Source organism: Aeromonas taiwanensis (assembly GCF_000820165.1).
Taxonomy (GTDB): Bacteria; Pseudomonadota; Gammaproteobacteria; order Enterobacterales; family Aeromonadaceae; genus Aeromonas; species Aeromonas taiwanensis.
The window spans coordinates 56,154-82,777 of record NZ_CDDD01000100.1; the positions used below are offsets into that span (position 1 = coordinate 56,154).

General features: G+C 64.2%; 24 protein-coding genes. 13 read left to right on the top strand and 11 right to left on the bottom strand.

Annotation, left to right across the window (positions count from 1 at the left end; all coding sequences use genetic code 11):
* Positions 1-76: 76 nt before the first annotated feature.
* The 4 genes from BN1136_RS17295 to BN1136_RS17310 are packed head-to-tail and all read right to left on the bottom strand — an operon-like array spanning position 77 to position 3,235.
* Positions 77-1,243, bottom strand: coding sequence for a membrane protein (locus tag BN1136_RS17295; protein ID WP_043758781.1), 1,167 nt, complete (start codon positions 1,241-1,243; stop codon positions 77-79).
* The gene (locus tag BN1136_RS17300; protein WP_043758782.1) at positions 1,243-1,614 is read right to left on the bottom strand and encodes a GtrA family protein; all 372 of its coding nucleotides are present in this window, start codon (positions 1,612-1,614) and stop codon (positions 1,243-1,245) included. The genes BN1136_RS17295 and BN1136_RS17300 overlap by 1 nt, the downstream gene beginning before the upstream one ends.
* Positions 1,611-2,633 (bottom strand): glycosyltransferase family 2 protein, encoded by a 1,023-nt coding sequence (locus BN1136_RS17305; protein WP_043758784.1) that lies wholly within the window; start codon positions 2,631-2,633, stop codon positions 1,611-1,613. The genes BN1136_RS17300 and BN1136_RS17305 overlap by 4 nt, the downstream gene beginning before the upstream one ends.
* Before the next feature lie 56 nt (positions 2,634-2,689).
* Complete coding sequence (locus BN1136_RS17310; RefSeq protein ID WP_042074263.1) at positions 2,690-3,235, bottom strand: hypothetical protein; 546 nt, start codon at positions 3,233-3,235, stop codon at positions 2,690-2,692.
* Between the two features lie 307 nt (positions 3,236-3,542).
* On the opposite strand from BN1136_RS17310, the gene BN1136_RS17315 reads away from it, so the two are divergent.
* From BN1136_RS17315 to BN1136_RS17330, 4 genes are all read left to right on the top strand, one after another.
* On the top strand, positions 3,543-4,310 hold the full coding sequence (locus BN1136_RS17315) for a substrate-binding periplasmic protein (RefSeq protein WP_043758789.1): 768 nt from the start codon (positions 3,543-3,545) through the stop codon (positions 4,308-4,310).
* Positions 4,311-4,401: 91 nt separating this feature from the next.
* Positions 4,402-5,883 (top strand): L,D-transpeptidase family protein, encoded by a 1,482-nt coding sequence (locus tag BN1136_RS17320; RefSeq protein ID WP_043758791.1) that lies wholly within the window; start codon positions 4,402-4,404, stop codon positions 5,881-5,883.
* 134 nt (positions 5,884-6,017) lie between these two features.
* Positions 6,018-6,563, top strand: a complete 546-nt coding sequence (locus tag BN1136_RS17325) for a peptidoglycan L,D-endopeptidase MepK (protein ID WP_043758792.1) — start codon at positions 6,018-6,020, stop codon at positions 6,561-6,563.
* A 93-nt stretch (positions 6,564-6,656) separates the two neighbouring features.
* Positions 6,657-6,908: a hypothetical protein gene (locus BN1136_RS17330; protein WP_043758794.1), complete on the top strand. Its 252-nt coding sequence runs from the start codon at positions 6,657-6,659 to the stop codon at positions 6,906-6,908.
* A gap of 93 nt (positions 6,909-7,001) precedes the next feature.
* On the opposite strand, the gene BN1136_RS17335 is transcribed toward BN1136_RS17330, so the two are convergent.
* Together BN1136_RS17335 and cysZ are read right to left on the bottom strand one after the other, a co-directional pair.
* Positions 7,002-7,616 (bottom strand): trimeric intracellular cation channel family protein, encoded by a 615-nt coding sequence (locus BN1136_RS17335; protein WP_043808986.1) that lies wholly within the window; start codon positions 7,614-7,616, stop codon positions 7,002-7,004.
* Between the two features lie 134 nt (positions 7,617-7,750).
* Positions 7,751-8,515 (bottom strand): sulfate transporter CysZ, encoded by a 765-nt coding sequence (gene cysZ / locus BN1136_RS17340; RefSeq protein ID WP_043758797.1) that lies wholly within the window; start codon positions 8,513-8,515, stop codon positions 7,751-7,753.
* A 213-nt stretch (positions 8,516-8,728) separates the two neighbouring features.
* Between cysZ and BN1136_RS17345 the strand changes: the two genes are divergently transcribed.
* The 3 genes from BN1136_RS17345 (at position 8,729) to ligA (ending at position 15,354) form a co-directional block, all read left to right on the top strand.
* A complete protein-coding gene (locus tag BN1136_RS17345; protein WP_043758799.1) occupies positions 8,729-12,100 on the top strand; it encodes an AAA family ATPase in 3,372 nt (1,123 codons plus the stop codon).
* Between the two features lie 15 nt (positions 12,101-12,115).
* Positions 12,116-13,249, top strand: a complete 1,134-nt coding sequence (gene zipA / locus BN1136_RS17350) for a cell division protein ZipA (RefSeq protein WP_043758801.1) — start codon at positions 12,116-12,118, stop codon at positions 13,247-13,249.
* 98 nt (positions 13,250-13,347) lie between these two features.
* Complete coding sequence (ligA, locus tag BN1136_RS17355; protein WP_043758802.1) at positions 13,348-15,354, top strand: NAD-dependent DNA ligase LigA; 2,007 nt, start codon at positions 13,348-13,350, stop codon at positions 15,352-15,354.
* A 65-nt stretch (positions 15,355-15,419) separates the two neighbouring features.
* Here ligA and BN1136_RS17360 read toward each other — a convergent pair whose 3' ends face one another.
* Positions 15,420-16,403: an ABC transporter substrate-binding protein gene (locus BN1136_RS17360; RefSeq protein ID WP_081843639.1), complete on the bottom strand. Its 984-nt coding sequence runs from the start codon at positions 16,401-16,403 to the stop codon at positions 15,420-15,422.
* 438 nt (positions 16,404-16,841) lie between these two features.
* Between BN1136_RS17360 and nrdD the strand changes: the two genes are divergently transcribed.
* The 4 genes from nrdD (at position 16,842) to BN1136_RS17380 (ending at position 20,336) form a co-directional block, all read left to right on the top strand.
* Positions 16,842-18,959: an anaerobic ribonucleoside-triphosphate reductase gene (nrdD, locus tag BN1136_RS17365; RefSeq protein ID WP_043758806.1), complete on the top strand. Its 2,118-nt coding sequence runs from the start codon at positions 16,842-16,844 to the stop codon at positions 18,957-18,959.
* A 98-nt stretch (positions 18,960-19,057) separates the two neighbouring features.
* Complete coding sequence (gene nrdG / locus BN1136_RS17370; RefSeq protein WP_043758809.1) at positions 19,058-19,570, top strand: anaerobic ribonucleoside-triphosphate reductase-activating protein; 513 nt, start codon at positions 19,058-19,060, stop codon at positions 19,568-19,570.
* 63 nt (positions 19,571-19,633) lie between these two features.
* On the top strand, positions 19,634-19,804 hold the full coding sequence (locus BN1136_RS20045) for a YqaE/Pmp3 family membrane protein (RefSeq protein ID WP_005343870.1): 171 nt from the start codon (positions 19,634-19,636) through the stop codon (positions 19,802-19,804).
* 139 nt (positions 19,805-19,943) lie between these two features.
* A complete protein-coding gene (locus BN1136_RS17380) occupies positions 19,944-20,336 on the top strand; it encodes an energy transducer TonB (RefSeq protein WP_043758813.1) in 393 nt (130 codons plus the stop codon).
* A 60-nt stretch (positions 20,337-20,396) separates the two neighbouring features.
* On the opposite strand, the gene BN1136_RS17385 is transcribed toward BN1136_RS17380, so the two are convergent.
* The 4 genes from BN1136_RS17385 to slyA form a co-directional block, all read right to left on the bottom strand.
* Positions 20,397-20,756 carry an MliC family protein gene (locus tag BN1136_RS17385; RefSeq protein ID WP_043758816.1) on the bottom strand — a complete coding sequence of 120 codons (360 nt, stop codon included), beginning with the start codon at positions 20,754-20,756 and terminating at the stop codon, positions 20,397-20,399.
* 195 nt (positions 20,757-20,951) lie between these two features.
* Positions 20,952-21,980, bottom strand: coding sequence for a DUF2955 domain-containing protein (locus BN1136_RS17390; protein WP_043808989.1), 1,029 nt, complete (start codon positions 21,978-21,980; stop codon positions 20,952-20,954).
* A gap of 10 nt (positions 21,981-21,990) precedes the next feature.
* Positions 21,991-23,046 (bottom strand): HlyD family secretion protein, encoded by a 1,056-nt coding sequence (locus BN1136_RS17395; protein ID WP_043758817.1) that lies wholly within the window; start codon positions 23,044-23,046, stop codon positions 21,991-21,993.
* A gap of 1 nt (position 23,047) precedes the next feature.
* On the bottom strand, positions 23,048-23,521 hold the full coding sequence (gene slyA / locus BN1136_RS17400; RefSeq protein WP_043758819.1) for a transcriptional regulator SlyA: 474 nt from the start codon (positions 23,519-23,521) through the stop codon (positions 23,048-23,050).
* A 216-nt stretch (positions 23,522-23,737) separates the two neighbouring features.
* On the opposite strand from slyA, the gene BN1136_RS17405 reads away from it, so the two are divergent.
* Together BN1136_RS17405 and BN1136_RS17410 are read left to right on the top strand one after the other, a co-directional pair.
* Entirely contained in the window at positions 23,738-25,048 is a 1,311-nt protein-coding gene (locus BN1136_RS17405; RefSeq protein ID WP_043758822.1) for a 2-hydroxycarboxylate transporter family protein, read from the top strand.
* 10 nt (positions 25,049-25,058) lie between these two features.
* The gene (locus BN1136_RS17410) at positions 25,059-26,609 is read left to right on the top strand and encodes an NAD-dependent malic enzyme (RefSeq protein WP_043758824.1); all 1,551 of its coding nucleotides are present in this window, start codon (positions 25,059-25,061) and stop codon (positions 26,607-26,609) included.
* Positions 26,610-26,624: the final 15 nt, after the last annotated feature.

The window sequence follows — 26,624 nt, forward strand, 5'->3', positions numbered from 1 at the left end:
TGGAAAAATGTGAGCGGGATTCGCGCCCATGAAAAAAGCCGGTCAGTGGACCGGCTTTGTGGGGTGCGGGGGAGCGTCACACGGTGAAGAACTTGAAGTTGACGAAGGCCACCGCGATGAAGGAGGCGACCATGCCGCTGATGCAGAGCACTGCCGGGCGGATGGCCGGCCAGCGATGGGTCATCAATATGATGGCCAGCAGGGTCGGGTAGAGGCCGAACATGTAGCGGGGCATGGCGTTGAGGCCCGTCATCAGCGGTATGGTGCAGCAGATGAACATCAGGGTCGCCTCGGCCCAGCGCTTCTGGCTGAACAGGTAGCCGTTCAGGCACCAGCCGAAGATCACCATGATGGAGAGGTAGGCCTTGCGACCGCCCAGCTCGAAGCCGCTCAGCCACCAGTCCAGCGGGCTGTCCATGTAGCGGCCCCAGGCGACCTGGATGTGCTTGAAGGCGAACGCATCCCCGGTCAGATGGTAGAGATAGACCATGTAGGAGAAGAGGCCGAGGGGAATGAGCCAGAGGGTGAACACCACCTTGAAGGCCCGCTCGGTGAAGCGGAAGAACTCGCGCCAGCCGTAGGCCTGCAGGGCCAGGATCAGCACGGGGAACACCATCATGACCCCCAGGTTGCGGGTCGCCGAGATGAAGACGCCGAGGAAGGCCACCATCAGCCACTGCTCGCGATAGGCAAACAGGAACATGCCCAGCATCAGCGCCATGAACATGGACTCGCCATAACCGGAGACGAAGTAGGCGGAGAAGGGGGAGAAGGCGAGCAGCCAGACCCCGAAGCGGGCGGTCTCGTCCCCCAGCTTGAGCTGGCGCAGCACCAGCAGCATCAGGGGCAGGCTGATGAAGAAGGCGACGTTGGTCACCAGCATCAGGCCGAACAGGCTCTCCATGTTGAACAGGCTGGAGATCCCGCCTGCGAGCATGGGATAGAGCGGCATGAAGGCCCAGTTTGCCGCATTGCCCTTGCTGAGCCAGCGCGGGTAGAGGTCGTAGCCGTTCTCGATGATGCGCTGGAACCAGACGCAGTCGAACTGGCAATAGGCCTGCAGCGGCCCGATGTCGGTGGTGCCATAGAGCTGGACACCGAAGTAGCCCATGCCGTACAGGGCCACCCGGCTCAGTACGAAGGCGGCGACGATCATCAGCCAGTCGCGGCCGCTGATGCGCAGTGACGGGCGATAGGGGAGAGCAGCCCCGGTTGGCGGGGCAGTATTGGTCATATCATTCATCAGGCAAATACCCAGACGCGGGAGAGTATGTAGGTGAGGATGGTCACGGTCAGGGTGGCGATCACCACCGGCAGCAGGCCCTGAAGCCCTGCAAACAGCAGGCCGCTCAGGATCAGGTTACGCACCGCCAGGGAGAAGAGTGCGACCAGCAGGAACTTGCTGGCGGCACCCTGCTTCTGGAAGGTGATGTAGCGGTGACCGAAAAACGAGAACCAGAACGCAACGGCGAACGCCAGGGTCGTGACCAGGTGCTCGGAGATGCCGGGCCAGGTATGGAACAGGGCGACCGAGGTGCCCAGATCGACGAGGGTGGCCCCCCCGCCGACAAAACCGAAGCGCACCAGCCGCCAGAATTCCTCGCGGGAGATCATCGGGACGCCGGCTCCTGCTTGTCTGCATCCGGCTGCGCGGCAGGCGCCTGCGGCTGCTCGGCATCCTGGCGGGCATACTGGCCGTAGACCCCCTCGATGAGGTAGACGGGACGCCGCTTCACTTCCACGAACATGCGGCCGATGTACTCGCCGATGATGCCCAGCGACAGCAGCTGGATACCGCCGAGGAACAGCACCACCGACATCAGGGAGGCGTAACCCGGCACGTCGATGCCGAAGAAGACCACCTGGGTGACGATCTTGAGGATATAGAGGAAGGCGATGAAGGAGACGCCGACCCCCACATAGCTCCAGACGCGCAGCGGCCAGCTGGAGAAGCTCATCAGGCCGTCGAGGGCGAAGTTCCACAGCTTCCAGTAGTTGAACTTGGTCTCGCCGGCGTGGCGGGCGGGGCGCTCGTAGGGCACGCCGACGGCGCGGAAACCGGCCCAGGCAAACAGCCCTTTCATGAAGCGGTTGCGCTCGGGCAGCTGCTTGATGGCCTCGACCACCTTGCGGTCGATGAGGCGGAAGTCACCGGCGTTCTCCGGCAGCTTGGTGCTGGTGGAGAGGGCGTTGAAGAAACGGTAGAAGCCGCCGGCGGTCAGGCGCTTCATGGGGGTGTCGGCGCTGCGATCCACCCGGATGCCGTAGACGGTGTCATAGTCGCCGGTCTGCCACAACTTGACGAATTCGAGGATGAGGGCCGGGGGATCCTGCAGATCCACGTCCATGGGCACGATGGCATCACCCTTGGCATGGTGCAGACCGGCGGTCATGGCCGCCTCCTTGCCGAAGTTGCGGGCCAGGTTGACCAGGGTGACGCGGGGATCGCGGGCGATGGCCTGCTCGACCACGTCGCGGGTGCGGTCGCGGCTGCCGTCGTTGACGAACACGATCTCAAGCCGGTCTTTGAGGGGGGCCAGTTCGTTGTCTATCGCGCTGATGAAGGCGTCTATGCTCTCTTCCTCGTTATAAACGGGCACGACCAGAGAGAGTCGAAAATCGGCATGCGACATGGAAACTTCCTTATTGAAAGAATTATTTTATAAAACAGCGTGTTGAGAATTCAGCTTCACTGCGCGACGGTCAGACGCACCGACTGGACGTTGAGCGGTGTCGGGGCGGAGAGCGCCAGGAAGTTGGGGTGCTTGGGATCGGCGGTCAGGGAGTCGCCCGGCAGGCTGAGGCGGATCTCGTTGATGCCCGCCTTGGCCAGTTTGACCGTGGTGGTGAAGTCGTGACCCAGGGCTACCTTCAGCAGGGCGCCGGCTTCGGGGCTGTTGATCCTGGCCTGGATGGTGAGCTGCTCCGGCTGGGCCTGCTGCTTGGGCAGCACGAAATAGAGACCGCCCTGACCACTCAGTTCGGTGCCTTGTTCGCTCGGCTTCTTGGCCCAGCCTTCGCTGGAGAGGAAGCGGCTCGGCTTGGTCAGGTTGAGTTCGTTACCCGGCTGGTAGGTCATGCTGGAGTTGTGCTCCCAGAAGCGGGTCTTGCCTTCCAGGTAATAGAGCTTGTAAGCCAGGCTCACGTTGGGGTGAGCGGCCAGGTAGAGGGTGTACAGATAAAAACCGCTCAGTGCCAGGATGGCAGCCAGAAAACCGAACTTTTTGTAGGTCATATTACTCACTCGACGCCTGACAGATGGGTAGGCAGATTTCGCGCATATGCTAATCCAATTGCAAAAAAAGCATAGTGGATCACAAAAATATATTTGCTCACATATTAACCCTTGATATCCCTGTACTCCAAGAGGCTTTGGGGCCGTTTGTCACCTGGGTTTGTCGCCCTTTCTACGGGGCCTCCCGCCGGCCCGGGGCTTGGCCGCCTCAGGCAAATGGCTGAAATTATCCATTGCTGTGGCAGGATCTGTCGCCATTTTGGGCGGCCACCATTAAGATGGCTCGTCCCGCTGTCAAGGATGACCCATGAGACTGCTATCTCTGAGCGTGCTCTGCTGCCTGCCCCTGCAATCCCTGTGGGCGCAGACCCTCTGTCCTGTGCCGCTTCGTGTCGGTTTCGATGACTGGCCGCCCTATCACTATTACCAGCAGGAAGGGGAACACCGTCAGTTGCGCGGGTTCGCTATCGATTACCTCAACGCCGTCTCGGCCCGGCTGGGATGCCGTCTCCACTATGTGGAGCTCCCCTGGAAGCGGGGACTGCACGATCTGGAACTGGGCCGGCTGGACATCCTGATGGAGGCCTACTTCTCCGACGACAGGGCGCGCTATGCCTGGTTCTCCATTCCCTACAATCCCGGCCGGACGGCGCTCTGGGTGCGCAAGCCCGATACGGGTGATGAAATGGATCTGGGTCGCTGGCTGGACCGCGGGCACCGGCTGGGGGTCACCCGGGATTACTACTATGGCCCCGACATCGCCGAGCAGCTGCGTCGTTATCCTGATCGGGTGAGCGCGGTCAACGATGTGCAGAATTACCGCAAGCTGGTGCTGGGACGGATAGACGGGTTTCTCGGGGATAGTTTGGCCACTTCCTGGGGTCTGAAAAAAGAGGGGCTGTCGGACAAGGTGGTTCCCCATGCCATGGGGATTTACGAGACGCCGACCTCTTTCATGCTGAGCAAGAAGACGATATCGAGTGAATTTGTGCAGCGATTCAACCAGGCGATCGTGGCCGTGGGCGAGAGCGGGGAGCATGAGCATATCTGGCGTCGCTACACCTCCGTGCGCTAGCAAAGTCGCCGGCATTCACGCATCATGGGCACCTGACCGTCGCGCCTGACAGGCCGAATTGAACCGATTTGAGGCAAGCGTGGTAAGAAGCATGGGTAAGAAGTATTGGTTGGCATTGGCGAATCTCATCTGGCTTGGCTGCTGGCCGGCCAGCATGGTTCAGGCAAGCCCCGAGCAGGCGGTGGTGGCCAGTACCAGCATTCAGCATGACTGGTATCAGAACAGCACAGCGGAGCAGGCGCGCCATGAGCTCGAACAACAGATGCAGGAGGCGGTGCTGGCCCAGCTCCATCCCGACTTCTACCAGCTCTGGCAGCGACTGCAGAAGGCCCCGGCGGATCGGCGCGGCGCCCTCTATGACGAAGCCTTTGGCAAGCTGGCTCGTTTCCAGCAAGCCTGGCGGGCCATGGATCTGGTCGCTCGCGAGCAGATGCAGACCCTCAAGCTCGATCTGAACCAGCCGCTGGCCCACGAGCCCGTGGGCGACAACCTGCTGGATCAGGTCAAGCAGCTCAGACCCCAGGTGGCGGAGTATGACGCCGTGCGCGAGGAAGTGCGCAAGTTGCTGGCCATGCCCATGGCCAAACGCTGGCCCAACCTGGAGATGCCGACCCTGAGGGCCGGCGAGAGTTCGGCTGAGCTCGGCCAGATCCGCACCATCCTCAACGAGCTGGGGGATGGCGCTCCCACCCACCAGGATGCCCTCTACGATGCGGACACCGAACAGGCCATCAAGCAGTTCCAGCGCCGCCATGGCCTGACCGCCGATGGCATCATCGGTCGCCAGACCCGCACCTGGCTCAATACCGGGCCCGAGGTGCGCGCCAGTCTGCTGCTGCGCAACCTGTGGCGCCGGGATCTGGTGGATCACCTCGCCGGCCGCTATGTGCTGGTCAATATCCCGGATTACCGCCTGAGCGTGGTGGAGTCCGGCAGCGAGGTCTTCACCAGCCGGGTCATCGTCGGCAAGGAGCAGCGGGCCACCCCCATCCTGGCAAGCGAGATCCGCTCCATCGTGCTCAACCCGGCCTGGCACGTGCCGCGTTCCATTCTGAGCAAGGACATCCTGCCCAAGCTCGGGCGCGATCCTGCCTACCTGGATCGGGAACAGTTCGAGGTGATCGACGGCGAAGGCAATCCGGTACAGTTCAGCGAAGATGGCTGGCACCAGGCGCTGGCCTCCGGCTTCCCCTATCGGTTGCGGCAAAAGCCGGGGGATCACAACGCCCTGGGCCGCTACAAATTCTACCTGCCGAACAACGACGCCATCTACCTGCACTCCACGCCGCGCAAGGCGCTGTTCGAGCAGGGGGCCCGCGCCTTCAGCTCGGGCTGCATCCGGGTCGAGCACGCGGACGATCTGGCGGAGCTGCTGCTGGCAGACTCCCGCTATCAGCCTGACAAGGTGGCCAACATCCTGAAAGAGACCCAGACCAAGTGGCTGCCCCTGACCAGCCCGATCCCGGTGTTCACCGTCTACTGGAGCAGCTGGATCGATGAAGAGGGTCGCCAGCAGCTGCGCAACGACATCTACGGATTCGACAGAGTCAGCTACCAGAGTCGCTTGTTGTGATCCTCGCCACAGAGTGAACAGCCCGGCCTGCGCCGGGCTTTTTCATGGGCGCTTGCGGTTTGACAGGGCTTTTCCCGGCAGGTAGTTTCGGCCTCTGTATGACTTTCATTCACCATGAGATGGACGGACAACGGATGCTGGAACAAGAGATGAGCCGACGCCGTCTGCTGCTGGGAGCCGGCTGCCTGATGGGCGCCAGCCTGCTGTCGTTTCCGGCGCAGGCGAGCCGCAGTACCTCGGGGCGGGAGCTCAGCTTCTTCAACCTCAATACCGGCGAGCGGGTGCGGGCCAGTTATTGGGAAGATGGCCGCTACCTGAACGACGGGTTGGCGGAGCTCAACCACATTTTCCGCGACTATCGTCGCAATGAAGTGTTCAACATCGACAGGAAGCTGTTCGATCAGCTGTTCCTGCTGCAGCACAAGCTGGGCCGCAAGGGGGAGATCCAGCTCATCTCGGGCTACCGTTCCCCACGGACGAACGACCAGAAGCGGCGCAAGAGCCGCGGGGTTGCCAAGCACAGCTACCACACCCTGGGCCAGGCGGTGGATGTGCGCATGCCAGACGTGCAGCTGGCCCATCTGCGCAAGGCGGCCCTGAACCTCAAGGTCGGCGGGGTGGGTTACTACCCGTCTGACAACTTCGTGCACCTGGATACGGGCCCCGTTCGTAGCTGGTGACGGCGGTTGAGTGGTGTCGTATGCCGCTGGTGGGCGCTGGCAATGAGGGGGTTTCTGCTGCTAGGCTCTGGACTCCAGCAAGAGGAGAGAGAGATGAAGCAGATTTTGATCGGGGGAATGATCGCCCTGCTGCTGACCGGTTGCAGCAAGCTCAACCGCGAGAACTACGAGAAGCTGAAGGTCGGGATCAGCTATGCCGAAGCGAGCGCCATCCTCGGCAAGGCCGAGCGTTGTGACGATGCCCTCGGCACCACCAGCTGCATCTGGGGGGGAGAGGACAAGAACATCAAGATCCGCTTCATCGCTGACAAGGCGACTTTCTTCAGCTCCGAGGGGATCAACTGAGCCAGATTTTCATAAGCTCAGCCAACAAAAAAGCGCCCTTTGGCGCTTTTTTGTTGGTCGTTATCCGGGCGATGCGGCCAAAAACTGGCGCGCTCAGTGGGCCGCATACTGATAGTTGAAGGTGGGCAGCCCCCACTTGAAGCGCACCGCCAGCAGGCGCAGTACGAAGCCGATGCCGATGGCGCCGAAGGCGGCCCAGTCCGCCGGGATCCCCTGATCCAGCGCAAAGCAGTAGAGGGCGGCCGTCACCAGGGAGACGGCGGCATAGAGTTCGCGTTTGAACACCAGCGGGATGCGCTGGCACAAAAGATCCCGCAGCACACCGCCGAAGACGCCGGTCACCACGGCCATGATGCAGGCGATGCCGGCCCCGTGCCCCATCTCCAGCGCCCGGGCGGCCCCGAAGATGGAGAAGACCACCAGTCCCAGGGCATCCAGCGCCAGGAACAGCTTGCCGAGGTAGCGCATCAGCGGGGCAGAGATGACCCCGGCCATGGCGGCGCCCGCCACCAGCAACACGTATTCGGGGTGTTCCACCCAGAGCAGGGGATAGTGTCCGAGCAGCACATCCCGGATGGTGCCGCCCCCGATGGCCGTCGCCGAGGCGATGATCACGACGCCAAACAGATCCATCCGTCGCCGACCCGCCGCCAGCGCGCCCGTCATTCCTTCGGCCACCAGGCCCAGCAAGAAGAGTGCATGTAACATGAGATATCCCAGGGTGCGAGAAAGGCCCGCATCCTAACAACCCAGTGTTGGTGCGGCAAGCAAACTCATGCATGCATTAGATTAAGTAATGAAAAGGGGGCTTTCGCCCCCACTTTTTATCATGGTTGCCCAGGTCAGCGGCGCAGTTGCTCTGCCCGGTACTGATCCACCCACATGGCGGTGGCGCCACAAATGGCGACCGGCATCACGAACAGGTTCACCACCGGGATGGCGGAGAAGAGGGTGACCAGGGCACCGAAGCTCAGGCACTTGCCACGGCGCTGCTTGAGGGCGTCGCGCATGGTGATGAAGTCGATCTTGTGGTTGTCGAACGGATAATCCACGTACTGGATCGCCATCATCCAGGCGCTGAACAGGAACCAGAGCACCGGCGCCAGGGTCTGGCCCACCACGGGGATGAGGAAGAGGATCAGGCAGCCGATGGCCTTGGGCAGGTAGTACTTCAACTTGGTCCACTCGCGGCCGAAGGTGCGTGGCACGTCCTTGACCACGTCCAGCATGCCGGTGTCGTTCACGGTCTCGCCGGTGAGCACCTGCTCCACCTTCTCCGCCAGCAGGCCGTTGAAGGGGGCCGCGATCCAGTTCGTCACCGAGCTGAAGATGAAGGAGAACACCACCAGTATGGTGACGAGGGCGATGGGCCAGAGCAGGTAGTCGAGCCAGGAGAGCCAGGACGGGATCTGCTGGTGCAGCCAGGTGAACAGGCCGTCCAGCTGCAGCAGCAGGGCGTAGAAGGCGCCGGCGAAAAGCACCACGTTGACCAGCAGGGGGATCAGCACGAAGGTGCGGATGCCGGGCTGGCGAATGAGGGAGAAGCCGCGCAGGAAGTAGTCCGCGCCGCTGACAGAATCTTTGACCATGTGGGGTGATTGGCTCATATGAGCTCCATCAATGAATGGGGAAAGTGCCAGCATATTACAAACAAGCCCTTGATTTGGTAAAGTCGCCGACTATTCCTTATCGCTTGCCCGTTGCGACTGCGCGCCGGGTATTGAGGGGGGGGCCGCCTGTCATGACAGGCAAGGTCGGGTCTGGATTCGGTAAGATCCCCTGTTCGCCTCCTCTTTATTTCGTGACCCACATAGGCCGCCATGCGTCTGAAATTGATCAAACTCGCCGGTTTCAAGTCGTTTGTCGAGCCGACCCGCATCGAACTCAACGCCGACATGACCGCCGTGGTGGGCCCCAATGGCTGCGGCAAATCCAATGTCATCGACGCCGTGCGCTGGGTGCTGGGGGAGAGCTCCGCCCGCCACCTGCGCGGGGAAAACATGACGGACGTCATCTTCAACGGCTCCATCAACCGCAGCGCCCACGGTCGCGCCTCGGTGGAACTGGTATTCGACAATCCCCACAACCGGGTTCCCGGCGAGTTCGGCCGTTTCACCGAGATCTCGGTGCGCCGCGAAGTGCTGCGCGACGGCTCCAACCACTACCAGATCAACGGCCAGAAGTGCCGTCGCAAGGACGTGACCGACCTCTTCCTCGGCACCGGCCTCGGGCCGCGCAGCTACGCCATCATCGAGCAGGGCACCGTCAGCCGGCTGGTGGAGTCGCGCCCCGCCGATCTCAAGCTGTTCATGGAAGAGGCCGCCGGGGTCTCCCGCTACAAGGAAAGGCGCCGGGAGACCGAGCAGCGCATCCGCCATACCCAGGAGAACCTGGAGCGCCTCGGCGACATCCGCAGCGAACTGGGGTCGCGCCTCGATCACCTCAAAGCCCAGGCCGAGACCGCCGAGCGCTACAAGCAGCTCAAGAGCCGTTCGCGCGCTGCCCGGGCCGAGCTTATCGGTTCCGAACTGTGGGCGCTGGAGACGCGCCTCGGGGAGGCCAAGAGCGAGCTGGCCCAGGCCGAGCAGGCGCTGGTGGCCCTCGATGCCAAGCGCACCTCGGACGAAGGGCGCCACGTCACTCTCTCGGTGGCCCGCCAGGAGGCGCAGGCCGAACAGGCGAGCCGCCAGCAGCAGATCTTTCTCGGCGGCCAGGCCATCGCCCGTCTCGAGCAGCAGCAGTTGCACCAGACCGAACTCGGCCGCGACTGGCAGGCGAGGCGCCAGGCCCTTTGCGAGCGCATCGAGGGACTCAGGGCCCAGCTGGCGAGCCAGCAGGATCAGCTGAGCGAGGGGGCACTCAAGGCCGAGGTGGAGTCGGCGCGGCTCGAGCAGTGTGAGCAGTTACTCGCCGACCAGCAGGGTGTGCGCGCGGCGGCCGGTGAGCGGCTCGAGCAGGCGCGTCAGCGTCAGCAACAGTGGCAGCAGCAGCTTGGCCAGTTGCAGGGGCGGCTCAACCAGACCCGCACCGAGGTGAACGGCCTGCAAGAGCTGCAGGCCAAGACCCGGCTCGCCCGTCTCAAGCTGGAGGATGAACAGGCCGGCCCCCTCGGCGGGGAGGAGAGCCTGCAACCCGCCCTCGATTCCCTGGCGGCGGAGCTTGCGCTCTCCCGCGCCCGTCATGAGGAAGCCGAAGCGGCGTGGCAGGCCGGCGTGGCCCGTCACGAAGGGCTCAAGGCCGAGCTGGGTCGCCAGCAGGGCTCGCAGCGGGAGCTGGAGGCCCGCCTCGCCACCCTGGATCAGATCCTGGGGGAGCAGATGGCGGGCGCCACCCTGGCGGATCGGCTGCAGGTGGCCCCCGAGTGGGCCGGGGCCCTCGACAAGGTGCTCGGCCGCTGGCTCACTGCAACGCCTGCGGACGAGTGCAATCTGGCGCAGCCCGGGCTCTGGATTGGCCAGGCCCACCCCGCCGTCCCCGGCACCCTGGCGGCCCGGCTAGGCGGCGAGCATATTCCGGCCTTCCTCAATGCCATCTGGTTGGCACAGAGTCGGGAGGAGGCGCTGGCTCGCCTGCCCGAACTCGCCGCCGGTGAGTCGTTGCTCACTCCCGCCGGGGACTGGTTCGGCCCGAACTGGGCGGATCTGGGTGAGGGGGGCGCCCTCGGCACCCTGGCGCTGCTCGGCGAGCGTGAGCGGTTGCACACCGAGCAGGCCGCAGGCCGGCAGACGCTGGCCCAGCTGGACAGGCAACTGGCGGAGGCTGATGCCACCCGGGCCCAGCTGCACGGCGCCCATGAGCTGGCCCAGCGTACCCTGCGGGAGCAGGAGCAGCAGTGGCAGCAGCTGCGCGAGGCCTGGAGTCTGCAAGAGGGGCAGCGCCAGGCGCGCATGCAGCGCCTCGGCCAGCTGGGAGAGGAGCTGACCCGGCTGGATAAGGAGCAGGCCGAGGAAGCCGGACGCCTGGACGCCGCCAGGGCCAGGCTCGAGCTGGACGAAGCGACCCTGAGCGAGCAGCAGGAGCAGGGGGAGACGCTGGCCGAGGCGCTGTTGCTCGCCCAGGAGCAGGTGAGCGGGGCGGAGCGGGGGCTGGAAGAGGCCCGCCTGCGCCGGGAGCAGCAACAGGCCAGCTGTCAGCGGTTGCAACTGGAGCAGCAGAATCTGTCCCAGCTCATCGCCGTGCGGGAGCAGGAGCTCTCGCGCCTCGGGCTGGAACTGACCGCGCTCAAGGAGCCGGGGGCCGAGCCCGGTCAGGATCTGACCCCCCTGCTGGCGGAGCAGCGCAATCTGGAGGCGCAGCAACTGGCCTGCCATCAGCGGCTGGCGGAGCTGGAGCGCCAGTTAGGGGAGCTGGAGCTGGCCAGAGGTGCCGATCACAAGCAACTGGTGCAGATACAGGAGAAGCTGGCAACCCTGCGTCTCGAGCGCGAGCGCAACCTCACCCGCAGGCAAGGGTTGCACGAGCAGTTCGAGGAGCTGGGGGTGAGGCTGGTGGATCTCGATCAGGCCGTGCTGATTGCCGCCGATCGTGGCAAGCTGCGCCAGGAGATCCAGACCCTGGAGGCGCAGGTGGAGGCGCTTGGCGCCATCAACCTGGCGGCGCTGGAGGAGTACGAAGAGGCGAAAACCCGCTCGAGTTACCTGGAAAACCAGTGCCAGGATCTGGAGCAGGCCCTCGACACCCTGAGCCAAGCTATTAAAAGAATTGATAAAGAAACACAAATACGCTTCCGCGACACTTTCGATAAGGTCAATGAAGATTTAAAATCCCTGTTTCCAAAAGTGTTTGGGGGAGGCAGTGCCTGGCTTGAGCTGACCTCGGATGATCTTTTGGAGGCCGGAGTGAGCATCATGGCAAGACCTCCGGGCAAGAAGAATGCTACCATTGCCCTGCTTTCCGGGGGGGAGAAGGCGCTAACCGCCCTTGCGCTGGTTTTTGCCATCTTCAGACTCAATCCAGCACCATTTTGTCTGCTGGATGAGGTGGATGCACCGCTCGATGAAGTGAACGTCGGTCGCTTCTGTTCTCTTGTCAAAGAGATGTCGAGCACAGTACAGTTCGTTTACATCAGTCATAATAAGGTCTCCATGGAGATGGCCGAGCAGCTGGTTGGCGTCACGATGCAAGAGCCCGGGGTTTCGCGCATAGTGTCGGTCGATATCGGTGAAGCCGTCGCTTTGGCTGAGCAAAACTAGAAAGAGAAGCAGCTAATGCAGGAATTGCGTTACATCTTGGTTGCCCTGGGCGGTATTGCCATCGCGGCATTGCTCATTCACGGGTTGTGGAGCAACAGAAAAAATCGTCAGGCACCGATCAAGGAAAAACCCCTGGGTCGGATGGAATCCAAGTCGCGGGAGCGTGACAACGATGCGTTTGACAGCGATGGTATCGGCCAGGTGCGCGTGGTCAGTGGTGGTCGCCGTGCCGAGCCCAAGCTGCGTGGGGAAGAAGCCCGTCAGCCAGAGCCCCGCCGTGTCGCCCCCGCGCCCGCCTTCGATGACGAAGATGACGACGCCGATCTGCCGCCTCCCGTGGTGCGCAAACCCGCCGCACGTCCGGCGCCGCAGCCCGTCTATCAAGAAGAGGACGAGTACGAGGAGCCGAGTGCAGAGCCTGTCGAAGAGGCGCCTGCCGCCCCGGTGCGCAAGCCTGCCCAGGTGATCCGCCGCACGCCGGTGCACCGTTCCCGTCCTCAGCGCGAACCCATGATGCAGCCGCTGGATGAAGAGCCGCTGGTGGAGCCTGCCTATGCCCAGGCACCGACCTTCGGTGCTCGCGAGGCCGCTCCTGCACCGCAGCAGGCGCCCCGCTATGCCCAGCCTGCCCCTGCGTATGAAGAGCCCGCCTACGATGACGAGCCGGCCTACGAAGAGCCGATCCGCGCGGTCGAGCCTGAGCCTGCTCCCGCCCCGGTCGAGAAGATCTGGCAGGATGTCTATGTCATCAACCTGATGGCGCGTCCCGGCCACGATCTGCAAGGGGCGACCCTGCTCTCCTCCCTGCTGGCGCTCGGATTCAAGTTTGGCGAGATGGACATCTTCCACCGCCACGAGGATCTCGGCGGCAAGGGCGAAGTGCTCTTCTCCATGATCAACATGGTCAAGCCGGGCACCTTCAATCCGTACCGGATGGAGCAGTTCAGCACCCCGGGTGTGTCGCTCTTCATGCAACTGCCCCTGCGCAGCAATGCGGCCTTCGCGTTCGAGCACATGTTGCAGGCGGCCGATCAGCTGGCCAGCGATCTCGATGCCATGCTGACCGACGCCTCGCGCAGCCCGCTGAGCGATGACGACATCGCCCGCTATCGCCACGAGCTGGCAGCCTACGAGGCCAGCCGCGACTGATGCGCTCCTGGCGTTGACCATGAAAAGTGCGGTACCCCGGTGCCGCATTTTTATTTGTGCCCCAGACTGAATGTTCCATCACACTTCGAGACTCTTCCATGAGCGATATCCTCTCCCGCCACCGTCAACTGTGTGAACTGCTCACCGAATACGGCCACCAGTACTATGTGCTGGACAATCCAACAGTGCCGGACGCCGAATACGATCGCCTGATGCGCGAGCTGATTGAGCTGGAAGCGGCCCACCCCGAGCTGAAGACCCCGACCTCTCCCAGCGTGCGGGTGGGTGGGCAGCCGCTGGCCGCCTTCAATCAGGTGCGCCACGAAATCCCCATGCTGAGCCTGGACAACGTGTTCAGCGACGAGGAGCTGCTGGCCTTCGAGCAGCGCATGCGCGACCGCCTCAAGCGAGAGGTGAGCTTCACCTTCTGCTGCGAGCCCAAGCTGGATGGCCTGGCGGTGAGCCTGCTCTATGTGGACGGCCAGCTGGTGCAGGCCGCCACCCGGGGCGATGGCACCACGGGGGAGGAGATCACCGAGAACGTGCGTACCATCAAGGCCATCCCCCTTGCCCTGCGCGGCACGGGTTGGCCGGCGAGGCTGGAGGTGCGCGGCGAAGTCTTCATGCCGAAGGCTGGTTTCGAGGCGATGAACGCCAGGGCGCTGGCGGCGGGGGAGAAGGTGTTCGTCAACCCGCGCAACGCCGCCGCCGGCAGCCTGCGCCAGCTCGATTCGCGCATCACCGCCTCCCGTCCGCTGGCCTTCTATGCCTATGGCGTCGGGGTCGGTGGCGACGAGCTGGGGGCATCCCACTTCGGCCGCCTCACCCAGCTCAAGGCCTGGGGCCTGCCGCTCAGCCCCGAGGTGAAGCTGAAAGAGGGGGCTGCCGGTTGCCAGTCCTTCCACGACGACATCCTGGCCCGCCGTGGCGAGCTCCCCTACGAGATCGACGGGGTGGTCTACAAGGTGGACGACATTGCCCTGCAAGGGGAGCTTGGCTTCGTGGCCCGTGCCCCGCGCTGGGCCACCGCCCACAAGTTCCCGGCCCAGGAAGAGATGACGGAGCTTGAGAACGTCGAGTTCCAGGTCGGCCGCACCGGCGCTGTGACCCCGGTCGCCAAGCTCAAACCCGTGTTCGTCGGCGGCGTCACCGTCTCCAACGCCACCCTCCACAATGCGGACGAGATCGCTCGCCTCGGCGTCATGGTCGGCGACACCGTGATTGTGCGCCGGGCGGGGGACGTGATCCCGCAGATCGTGGCCGTGGTGGAGGCGCAGCGCCCAAGCGATGCCCGTGAGATCCTGTTCCCGACCCAGTGCCCGGTGTGTGGCTCCGCGGTGGAGCGGCTGGAAGGGGAGGCGGTGGCCCGCTGCTCCGGCGGCCTGTTCTGCGAGGCGCAGCGCAAGGAGGCGATCAAGCACTTCGCCGCCCGCCGCGCCATGGACGTGGACGGCCTGGGCGACAAGATCGTCGAGCAGCTGGTGGACAAGGGGCTGGTAAAGACCCCGGCGGATCTGTTCGGCCTCAACGCCATCCAGCTGGCCGGGCTCGAGCGGATGGGGCAAAAGTCCGCCCTCAACCTGGTGGCGGCCATCGATGCGGCTCGCAGCACCACGCTGCCCCGCTTCCTGTTTGCCCTCGGCATCCGCGAGGTGGGGGAGGCGACCGCGCTGAACCTGGCCAACCACTTCCTGACCCTGGATGCCCTGCGCGCTGCGTCCGTGGAGCAGCTGCTGGCAGTGGCGGACGTAGGCGAGGTGGTGGCCAAGCACGTCTACTACTTCCTGCGTCAGCCCCACAACGTGGAGGTGCTGGAGGCCCTGCTGGCCGCCGGCATCCACTGGCCGGCCATCGAGAAGAAAGAAGCCGCAGAGCAGCCGTTTGCCGGCAAGACCTTCGTGCTGACCGGCACCCTCACCCAGCTCTCGCGCAATGACGCCAAGGCGGCGCTGCAGGCACTTGGTGCCAAGGTAGCGGGATCGGTGTCGGCCAAGACGGACGTGCTGGTGGCCGGCGAGGCGGCGGGCTCCAAACTCGCCAAGGCCCAGGAGCTCGGTATCACCATCTGGACCGAAGAGGAGCTGCAGCAGGCGCTGCAGGGCTGAGGCGCTCCCCCTCGCACTTGAAAGAACCCGGCCTTGTGGCCGGGTTCTTTGTTTGGGGCGGTGCGTCACTCACGCCAGAGTATTTTGTAGCGCCACTTGTCGGGCAGGGTGAGTTGCCAGCGGGCCAGCTCGCTCTTGCTGAAGACATATTCGCCGCGCAGGGCGGCGCGCGGTGCCAGGGTCCTGGGCTGGGCCCCTGCCAGGATGGCATTGACCAGTTCGGCCGCCTTGGCCCCCTGATCGCGGCCATCCAGCACCAGGCCGCCGATGGCCTTGCCCTTGCCCACCGTAAACTCCCAGAAACAGAACAGCGGCACCGGGCTGTGGGCGCTGGTCCACGCCAGCACCTGCTGCTCGTCCACGTGCCTGCCCTGATCGTCGGTGAGGGTGTGATAGAGGCCGACGAAGATGGCGTCATGGCCACTCTGCCTGGCGCCGAGCACGGCCTCCTGCCACAGGCCGTAGTTGCCGATCAGCTGGCTGTTGACCAGGGTTTGGCCGATGCGCAGCTCGGTCTGGCTCCTGAACTCGTCCTCGATGGCGGTGAGGGAGACATTGCTCGAGTCGAACAGCACCAGTGCCTTCTTGATCCCCCCCATCATCTGGCTCATCTCGCTGATGTTGCGCTTGAGCAGGGGGCGCTCCAGCACGCCGGTGATCATGGGATGGCCGACCAGCCCCTTGTGGCGCGGATTCTCGTTCATGCCGAGAAACACCACAGGGGTGCCGAGCGCGGCGATGTCTCTGGCCAGGTAGTTGATGGCGTTGTCATCGCCAAGGATCACCAGATCCGGCTTGCTCTGCCGGTAGTAGGCGAGCGCCTGCTCGGCGATCCGGTCGAAGTCGTCAGGAGAGCGGCGCTTGGTGTCCATGTAGAAGTAGTTGAGGCGGTGGTGGTCACCCAGGTGGGCCTCCAGGCTGGCGCTGTAGCTTCTGTCCCACAGGTATTCGGGGTGGTAGCTGCTGATCACCAGGATCTCGGCGGCCCACAGCCGCAGCGGGAGGGCGCACAGCAGCAGTAACAACAGCCGCAAGGGAGGGTTGGTCATGTCGCTTCCAGATGGACAGGGAGAGTCGTCACCCATTATGTCCATTTTGGTGCAACTCTGTCCCGGTCAATTACTGTCGGAGGGGGAATTCTTTTTCTGGCCGGCCGGATGAGGCGCCAGCCCGCCCCCCGTCTGGGGTAGGCTAAGAAAGCCCCTTTTGACGCTGGTTGTGAACTGCCCCACTCCTCCCAAAACCTGTTCTGGATCAAGAAACAGGGTATCGCTTTGGTGCCTAATAGCCCCACATATAGGGGTTAGTGAAATAAAAACACCCATATGTTGTGTTGTTAAGCTGTGTATAAGTCGTCACCCTCTCAGTGTCAGCCCAGGTGTTGCAAGCCCCGGCTGATTTTATTTGCGCCGGGGACAGGTGCGGGGAAGGGGACTCCATAGGGCGAGCCGAGGGTGGCCGCCAGGCCTTTAATGCGGGGATATTCGATGAAACCGGTAGTGATCAAACGCGATGGATGTCGTGCACCATTCAATGGCCAACTGATCGCCGAGGCGGTGAGCCGGGCGGCGGAAGCGGTCAATCAGGCCAACCCGGCGCTGGCTGCGCGCATCGCAAACGCGGTCAGCCAGGAGCTGGAAGGGCGCGGCGAGGTGGACATCCACGAGATCCAGAACCGGGTCGAGAACCACCTGATGGCGTCTGACGACAAGGCCATCGCCCGCGCCTACATCGAGTACCGGCACGACCGGGATCAGGCCCGCGAGGCCCGCGGCCGCCTGGCCCAGGAGATCCGTGGCCTGGTGGAGCAGACCAACGCGGCCCTGCTCAACGAGAACGCCAACAAGGATTCCAAGGTGATCCCGACCCAGCGCGACCTGCTGGCGGGCATCGTCGCCAAGCACTACGCCATCAGCCACATGCTGCCCCGGGAGGTGGTGCAGGCCCACGAGAGCGGCGATCTGCACTTCCACGATCTCGACTACTCCCCCTTCTTCCCCATGTTCAACTGCATGCTGATCGATCTGCAGGGGATGCTGACCCACGGCTTCAAGATGGGCAACGCGGAGATCGACACCCCCAAATCCATCAGCACCGCCACCGCGGTCACCGCCCAGATCATCGCCCAGGTGGCGAGCCACATCTATGGCGGCACCACCATCAACCGCATCGACGAGGTGCTGGCGCCCTATGTGACCATCAGCTGGCACAAGCACCGGGAGGTGGCCGAGGAGTGGGGGATCCAGGACGTGGATGCCTACGCCATGGCTCGCACCGAGAAGGAGTGCCACGACGCCTTCCAGTCCCTGGAATACGAGGTGAACACCCTGCACACCGCCAACGGCCAGACCCCCTTCGTCACCTTCGGCTTTGGCCTCGGGGCCAGCTGGGAGTCGCGCCTCATCCAGCGCGCCATTCTCGGCAACCGCATCGCCGGCCTTGGCAAGAACAGGAAGACCGCCGTCTTCCCGAAACTGGTGTTCGCCATCAAGGATGGCCTGAACCACAAGCAGGGCGATCCCAACTACGACATCAAGCAGCTGGCCCTGGAGTGCGCCTCCAAGCGTATGTACCCGGACATCCTCAACTACGACCAGGTGGTCAAGGTCACCGGCTCCTTCAAGACCCCCATGGGGTGCCGCTCCTTCCTCGGCGCCTACGAGGAACACGGCGAGCTGGTGCACGAGGGGCGCAACAACTTAGGCGTGGTGAGCCTCAACCTGCCGCGCATCGCGTTGAAATCCCGCGATGAGGCGGACTTCTGGGACAAGCTGGATACCGCCCTGCGGGTGGCCAAGCAGGCGCTGATGTACCGCATCGAGCGTCTCAAGGGGGTCAAGGCCAGGGTCGCCCCCATCCTCTACATGGAGGGGGCCTGCGGCGTGCGCCTCAAGGCAGACGACAACATCAGCGAGATCTTCAAGCACGGCCGCGCCTCCATTTCCCTGGGCTACATCGGGGTGCACGAGACCATCAACGCCCTGTTCGGCACCGACACCCATCTGTTCGACAGCGAGGTGTTGCGGGAGAAGGCCATCGCCATCATTGCGCGGCTCAAGGCGGCCACCGACGAGTGGAAAGAAGAGACCGGCTACGGCTTCAGCCTCTACTCCACCCCGAGCGAGAACCTCTGCACCCGCTTCTGCCGCATCGACGCCAAGGAGTTCGGCGTGGTGGCCGGGGTGACCGACAAGGGCTACTACACCAACAGCTTCCATCTGGACGTGGAGAAGCAGGTGAACCCCTACGACAAGCTGGACTTCGAGGCGCCCTATCCGCCCATCGCCAGCGGCGGTTTCATCTGCTATGGCGAGTATCCCAATATCCAGCACAACCTGGAGGCGCTGGAGAACGTCTGGGATTACAGCTATGACAAGGTGCCCTATTACGGGACCAACACCCCCATCGACGAGTGCTACGACTGCGGCTTCACTGGCGAGTTCGAGTGCACCTCCAAGGGCTTCACCTGCCCGCGCTGCGGCAACCACGACCCGGCCAAGGTGTCGGTGACCCGTCGGGTGTGCGGCTACCTCGGCAGCCCGGATGCGCGCCCCTTCAACGCGGGCAAGCAGGAAGAGGTGAAGCGCCGCGTCAAGCACATGTGAACGCAGTGGCGATGTAGCACCGGCCCCTGACTCCAGGGGCCATTTTCATGGGGGGGCGGCCCCTGGCGCCGTCCCGTGAGGAGAGCAGGAAACAAGCGATGCACTACCACCAGTACTATCCGGTCGATGTGATCAACGGTCCCGGCACCCGTGCCACCCTGTTCGTGTCGGGCTGCGAACACCAGTGCCCCGGCTGCTACAACCAGAGCACCTGGCGCCTCGATGGCGGCAAACTGTTCGATCAGGCCATGAGCGATCGCATCATTGCGGATCTTAACGACACCCGCATCAAGCGGCGGGGGCTGTCGCTCTCCGGCGGCGATCCGCTCCACCCTGCCAACGTGCCTTTTGTGCTGGCGCTGGTGCAGCGGGTGCACGCCGAGTGCCCGGGCAAGGACATCTGGTGCTGGACCGGCTATCTGCTCGGCGAACTCAGCCCGGCCCAGCGGGAGCTGGTGGCCTTGCTGGACGTGCTGGTGGACGGCAAGTTCGAGAAGGGGCTGGCGGATCCCGGCCTGCTGTGGCGCGGCAGCAGCAACCAGATCATTCACCACCTCGATGCATGGCGGGCGCAACAGGGGCAAGGCATCCCCTGTCAGGTTTGCAGTTGAGGCCAGGGATGTTTATGGTTAGCCCATTCCAATTCCTGCGACATCGTTACGAGGAGATGCGCGATGAACAATCTGCTCAAGATCCTGCTGGCCATTTTTCTGCCCCCGGTCTGCGCCTTTATCCAGGTGGGCTTCAGCCTGCATTTCTTGATCAACATAGTGCTGACCCTGCTCGGCGGTCTGCCCGGCATGGTCCACGCGCTCTGGCTGGTGGTGAGCGACAAGCGCGGCTGATCCGCCCGATTGAAAAAGGCCAACCCTGGGGTTGGCCTTTTTGTTGCCCGCCAGATGGGGGCTTCCCGTATGAGCCCTTTCATCTGACACTGGCACGTCGTTCAAGGAGCCGAACGGTGCAACGAAGAGGGAGTGTCGAGTGCGTTTGAAGGTGTTGTTGCTGTGGGCCAGCCTGGGCCTGCTGGGGGGCTGTGCCAGCCCGAGCCCGACCGTGAAGCTGAACCAGCCTCCGGTGGATGTCACCTGGGAAGAGCTGCCCAGATACTGGGTGCTGGTGGGGGACATAGGCGTCTTCCGTCCGGTCGGGGGGCTGCCGGAGAAGAGGCCGGTCAAGGGGTATGTGAAGCTCCGCTATCTCATCGATTCCAATGGCAATCTGTTCAGCCCTGAAGTCCTGGCATCCGAGCCCCCCGGCGTGCTGGATCTCATCGCCATCTCCGGGCTGGCGAAGATGCGCTACCGGGCATCCGATCAGAATCCACAAGCCATTCCGGCTCGGGTTGAGGCCCGATTCGAAGTGGAAGTGAAATGACAAACACCCCGGCCAGGCCGGGGTGTTGCGTGTCTGCAATGCGCCATGGCGGCGCCAGGCTTACTGCTCCTTGCAGTCGTTGTAGCGGCTCTGCCACTCCCCGGCCTCATCGCGCATCTCGACGAACCCCTCCTTGCCCTTGTTCCACCAGACCACCTCGTGATCGTCGGTGTAGCGGGCGCCGGAGGCGGAGACGGCCTGGGGCAGGGTGTAGTCCTTGCCATCGGGCAGGGAGAGCTTGATGAAGTTCAGGCTCTCGTCCGAGAGGGAGAAGTAGCGTACCTGCACCTTCTGGTTCTGTTCACACAGGTAGGTGACGGTATCCCCGCCGGTGACACCCAGCTTGCCGGTACCCAGATCGCAGCCGCTGAGCAGGGTCAGGGCCCCGGTTCCCAGTAGAAAGAGCTTGGCGTGTTTCATGTTGCATCCTTTGATCGGTGTCATATGGCATTGAGCCTAACAGGATGAGGATCAACTGCAACCTCATCAAGGGCCGCCTGCGTCGGGATGCGTCCTGCCGGCGGCTGCTAGCGTCATTTCCTGTGCTGCGGGCAAAAAAACGCCCCGGCAGGCAAGCGGGGCGAAAGGGAGCCGTCCTTTGGCTGCAGAAAAGGGTCAATGGCCGAAGCGGGTCGCCTCGAAGTGGTTGAGCAGGCGATGGAGGAGGTAACAGGCCAGCAGGGTGACGACGATGGCAAAGAGGATGCTGCTCACCCGGTAGAGGGCGCTGAACACCAGATCGTTGCCCGGCGTCAGGTACTGGCCGAACAGGATGCCGAGGGTGGTGAGGGCGCCGAAGCCGACGCCGGAGCCGCTCGCCTCCTTCACGTGGGCATGGCTGAACAGCATTGCCCCGAGCCAGAGCAGCGGGGTGACGAGCAGCAGTTGCCCTGACCAGTCGTAGAGCACCAGCTGGCCGACCAGGCCGAAGCTGACCCCGAGCAGGGTGCCCATGGCCCGCTTGCGGGCATAGCCCAGGGCGCCGTTCCAGTGCATGGGGAAGAGCAGCAGCAAGGTGGTGGCCTGGGCCGACATGGAGTCGCGCAGATCGAAGATCTGGAACACCAGGAACGACAGGGTGGCGATGCTGGCCCCCAGCAGGGCCTCGTGGCGCATCCGGTGCGGTGCCTTGGGGGAGGGGGTCGGCAGGGGCCTGGCCTCCACGTCCGGGATCAGGGCCGTCATCAGGTAGGCGATGAGGACCGACAGGACGCTGGCCCAGATGTTGCTGAAGATGAGGTCGTTCAGATCGGTGCCGGGGTAGCTGGCAAAGTGCAGCATGATGCTGAGGCTCAGCACCCCGTTGGCACCGAACAGGAACAGGCTGCCCCGGGACATGGCGGCGAAACGGTAGAGGAACAGCAGGAAGACGATGGGCAGCATGAGCCCGGGGTGTCCCCCGAACAACCCGCCGAGCAGCCCCACCTCCAGCCCGCACATCACGGAGGAGGCGATGAGCTGGCGGGCTGCGTGGCCGTTCATCACGGGGATCATGCCGAGCAGCAGCACAGGGGTGACGGTGAAGAAGACCCCGTTGCTCCAGCCGAAGATCTTGCACAGCACAAACCCCAGGGTACAGCCAAAGGCGATGCGCAGGCACTGGCGCAGTTCATTGGCGGTGAGAGGTCTGTGCCACAGGTTCATGGTCGTCATCTCAGTAGATGTAGTGGAGCAGGCTGAGCAGGCGGATCTGGCCGCGGGCAAACAGGGCGCTCAGGGAACCCTCCGGCAGCAGCTGGACGGTGGCACGGGCCCCGGCCGGCAAGTGAGCGGGCAGCTGCTCCAGGGTCAGGTGCAGGCGCAGGCGCTGGGCATCGCGCACCCAGCGATCCGATTCGACCGGCGCCGCCAGGGTGCCGTTGGCATCGAACTGGCCGGCGCTGACCCCGGCATCCAGGCTGGCGACGCGGGCCGGGTAGAGGCGACCGGGTTCACCGTCGAAGGCGATCAGGGCCTGGCTGCCCGGGCTGATGTGACGCAGGCTCTTCTCGCGAAAATCGGCGATCACGTCCACCTGCTCGGAGACTAGGGCCAGCAGGGGGGAACCCGCGTTGGCCACGCTGCCCGGCTTGAGCTGCAGGTTGGTGATGATGCCATCCTGACTCGCGTGGACCCGGCTGTAGGCGAGGTTGAGCTCGGCCTGGGCTAGGCGGTTGCGGGCCTGGCGCAGCAGCAGGTTGTCGTCGCCGGGCAAGCCACGATTGACGCGAGCCTGCTCCACCCGGGCCTGGCTGCCGATCAGGTTGGCCCGGGCGGTGCGGGCGGCGCTGTCGGCGTCGTCCTTCTGTTGTTCCGACACCATGTGGCGGCGGTAGAGGGCGTCGATGCGCGCCGCTTCGCGCTGTTTCTGGTCGGCCTGGGTCTGCAGGGAGCTGTACTCCGCCTCATTGGCGGTCAGGGTGGCATCCAGCTGGCGGTTCTGCTGCTGGGCCTGATCCAGGGCGAGCCTGGCCTGCTCGACCGCGAGCTCGAAGGGGACGGGGTCGAGGGCAAACAGCAGATCCCCCTGCTTGACGTGCTGGTTGTTGGTCACGGCCACCTCGGTCACCTTGCCGCTGACCTGGGGCGCCATCTTGGTGACGACGCGGGTCGCCATGGCCTGGGGCGTCAGGGGCATCTTGATGTCGGCCAGCAGGAAGTAGCCAAACACCAGGGTGAAGCAGACGATGGCCCACTTTATCCAGCGTTTGAATTGTTGATCCGGGGTCATCTCATTCTCTCTCTTCGTGATGTGCGGCTATCTTGCCGAGGGCATTGGTGGAGATGCGGTGCACAATGTCTTCAAACTGGGACAGCTCCTGCTGGCTGATGCCGACGAGCAGCTCCCGGCGGATCTCCATGATGCGATCCTCGATCTGGTCGAGCAGCGCCTTGCCGGCCGGGGTCAGGGTGACGATGCGGGCCCGCTTGTCCTGGCTGCAGCAGTGGCGTTCGATCAGCCCCTGCTCCTCCAGCTGACCCAGGGTCCGCATCAGGGAGGGGAGTTCGATCTCCAGGGCCTCGGCCAGGGTCTTCTGGCTGAGGTGGCCGCCGAGCCGGCTCAGCTTCCACAGGGCGGTCCAGCGGGGGTGAGTCAGCCCCAGGGGCGCCAGTTCCAGGTCGGCTACGGTGCGCCACAGCCGGTGCAGGCGCCCCAACTGTTCGGCGAGGGAGAGCTCTCGCAACATCTCCAGATCCTTTCCCATGACGGGCTCCTCATTTACTTAGCTTGCGAAGCATTATAATTGTTTCGCAGGCTAAGTAAATAGTGTGATACAGGTCACGTTCAGTTTTTGGGGGCGGAGGGGCCGGGAATGGTGCTTAAGGTTTCAATGTTTTTATATGGCTTTGTAAGGCCGCTAACCGACAGTGTCCGGGGGGAGCAGTAGAGTGGCGCCACACCACAATGCTGGAGCATAACAATGACAAACCTCTCTACCTCACGCGCACAGGTCAAGTCCCCCTGGGGCGACCAACAGATCGCCGGCATGCCCATGATGATCTTCCTCGGGCTCGCCACCTGCGTCCTCTTCTCGGGCTGGAACGGCTCCCTGCCGCTGGGCATGGTCGGCGCCCTGGCACTGATGTTCGTGCTCGGCACCCTGCTGACCGAGCTCGGCGAGCGTATCACCCCCATCCGTGAATACCTGGGGGGCGGCACCATACTCGCCATTTTCGGCGGCGCCGCCCTGTTCGAATATGGCGTCATGCCGGCCGAGGCGGGCCAGGTGATCACGAACTTCATGAAGGAGGGGGGCTTTCTCAACTTCTTCATCGCGAGCCTGGTGACCGGCTCCGTGTTCGGCATGAGCGGTGCCCTGCTCAAGAATGCCGCCATGCGCTACCTGCCGGTGATCCTGGGGGGCGTGGTGCTGGCCCTGGTGAGCGTCGGCCTGGTCGGCGTGCTCCTGGGTTACGGCTTCAAGAACGCGGTGCTGCTCATCGGCCTGCCCATCATGGGCGGCGGCATGGGGGCCGGCGCCGTGCCGCTGGTGGAGATCCTCTCCGGGCCGCTGCAGATGTCGAGCGCCGATCTGCTGTCGCGCATGGTGCCCGCCGTGGTGATCGCCAATACCCTGGCCATCCTGGTGGGTTCCCTGCTGGCGCGCCTCGGCCGCCGCTACCCCTCCCTGACCGGCAACGGCAAGCTGATGTTGAAAGAAAGCACCGACAGGGTGACCGAGGAGAAGGCGCAGGCGCCGACCCTGGAGAGCCTGGGGCTCGGCCTCTTCATAAGCTCCAGCATGTTCGTGCTGGGCTCATTGCTCGGCAACTTCATCCCCATGCACCCCTTCGCCCTGATGATCCTGGCGGTGGCCATCATCAAGGTGAGCGGCCTGCTGCCACGCCGCTACGAGCAGGCGGCCGCAGACTGGTACCAGTTCGTGGTGGGCAACCTCACCCCCTCCCTGCTGGTGGGCATCGGGGTCGCCTACACCAGCATTCCCGAGCTCATCGGCGCCTTCTCGGTCAACTACTTCATCATGGTGCTGACGACAGTTGTGGGGGGCGCCCTGGGAGCGGCCATTGTGGGCCGGATGATCGGCTTCTACCCCATCGAGGCGGCCATCACCGGCGGCCTGTGCATGGCCAACATGGGGGGGACCGGCGACGTGGCCGTGCTGTCGGCGGCCCAGCGCATGACGCTGATGCCGTTCGCCCAGATCTCGTCCCGTCTCGGAGGGGCCTTCATGCTGATCCTGGCGACCCTCATCATCTCCCTGCTGGCATAAGGAACAGACAATGAACGACACCATGATGGGCACCAGCCTGCCCTATGCCGAGCGCAAGCGTCAGGGCCTGATGGGGCGCATGCCCCACAAGGAGGAGTCCCTCTCCCAGCAGCGGCGCCGGATCTACCGCCTGGTCAGTGCCATGCAGAGCCCCTTCGATCAGCACCTGCTGCTGCGCCAGCTGCAGGAGGACAACCCGGTGCTCTTCTACGATCTCGTGCGCCACCACCTGCCCGAGCTCCTGCCCATCATCTACACCCCAGTGGTGGGGGAGGCGTGCCAGCGCCACAGCGATCTCTACCTGCGCAGCCACGGCCTCTACCTCTCCTGGCACGACAGGGACGATCTGGACGATATCTTCACCAGCGTGGAGCAGGAGGTAGACGTCATCGTCATCTCCGATGGCGAGCGGGTGCTGGGGCTCGGGGATCTCGGCATCGGCGGCATGGGGATCTGCATCGGCAAGCTGGCGCTCTACAGCGCCGCCGGCGGCATCAACCCGGCGCGCACCCTGCCCCTGTGCGTGGACGTGGGCACCAACAACCCGGAGCTGCTGGAGGACGACTCCTACCTCGGCTGGCAGGCGCCGCGGGTCGACGGGGAGGCCTACTACCTCTTCATGGACAAGGTGGTGGCGGCCATTCGCAAGCGCTGGCCCGGGGTGGTGCTGCAGTTCGAGGACTTCGCCGGCAAGCACGCCGCGAACCTCCTGGCCCGCTACCGGGACGAGCTCTGTATGTTCAACGACGACATTCAGGGCACGGCGGCAGTGGCCTCGGCCTGCGTGCTGGCAGGCTTGCAGCAGGCGGGCAGCCGGCTGGCCGACACCCCTGTGCTCATCGTCGGCGCGGGCTCGGCGGGCTGCGGCATCGCCGCCATGCTGGCCCAGCTGGCGGGCAGTCCCGAGCAGATCTGGCTGTTCGATCAGGACGGCCTGGTGTGCCGGGATCGCGCCAGCCTCACCCCGGCCCAGCAGCCCTTCGCCCGCGCACCCGGGGAGGGAGGGCTGACCCTGCCCGAGCTCATCAGGCAGCGGCGCCCCGGGGTGCTCATCGGGGTGAGCGGTCAGGGGGGCCTGTTCGACGAGGCGGTGCTGACGGCCATGGGGGAGGCGTGCGAGCGCCCCGTCATCCTGCCGCTCTCCAACCCCACCCGCAGCGCCGAGGCGACGCCGGAGCAGGTGTGGCAGGCCACCGGCGGACGGGCCCTGCTCGCCACCGGCAGCCCCTTCCCGCCGGTGGCGGTGGCAGGGGAGATGCGCGGGGTCTCCCAGTGCAACAACGTCTACGTCTTCCCCGGCATCGGCCTCGGTGCCTGCGCCGTCAAGGCGCGCCGCATCAGCGACGGCATGCTGCAGGCGGCGGTGCGTGCGGTGGGTGCCTACCCGCTCGCCGAGGGGCGGCTGCTGCCCCCCATCGAGCAGGTGGGGGAGGTGGCGCGCGCCGTGGCCCGTGCCGTGGCGCTCTGTGCCCGTGACGAGGGGCTGGCGGATTTTGCCGGTGATCCTGCCCCCATGATTGACCAGACCTGGTGGCGCCCGCACTATTGGTCCGCCTCCTGACGTTGCAAGGTAACA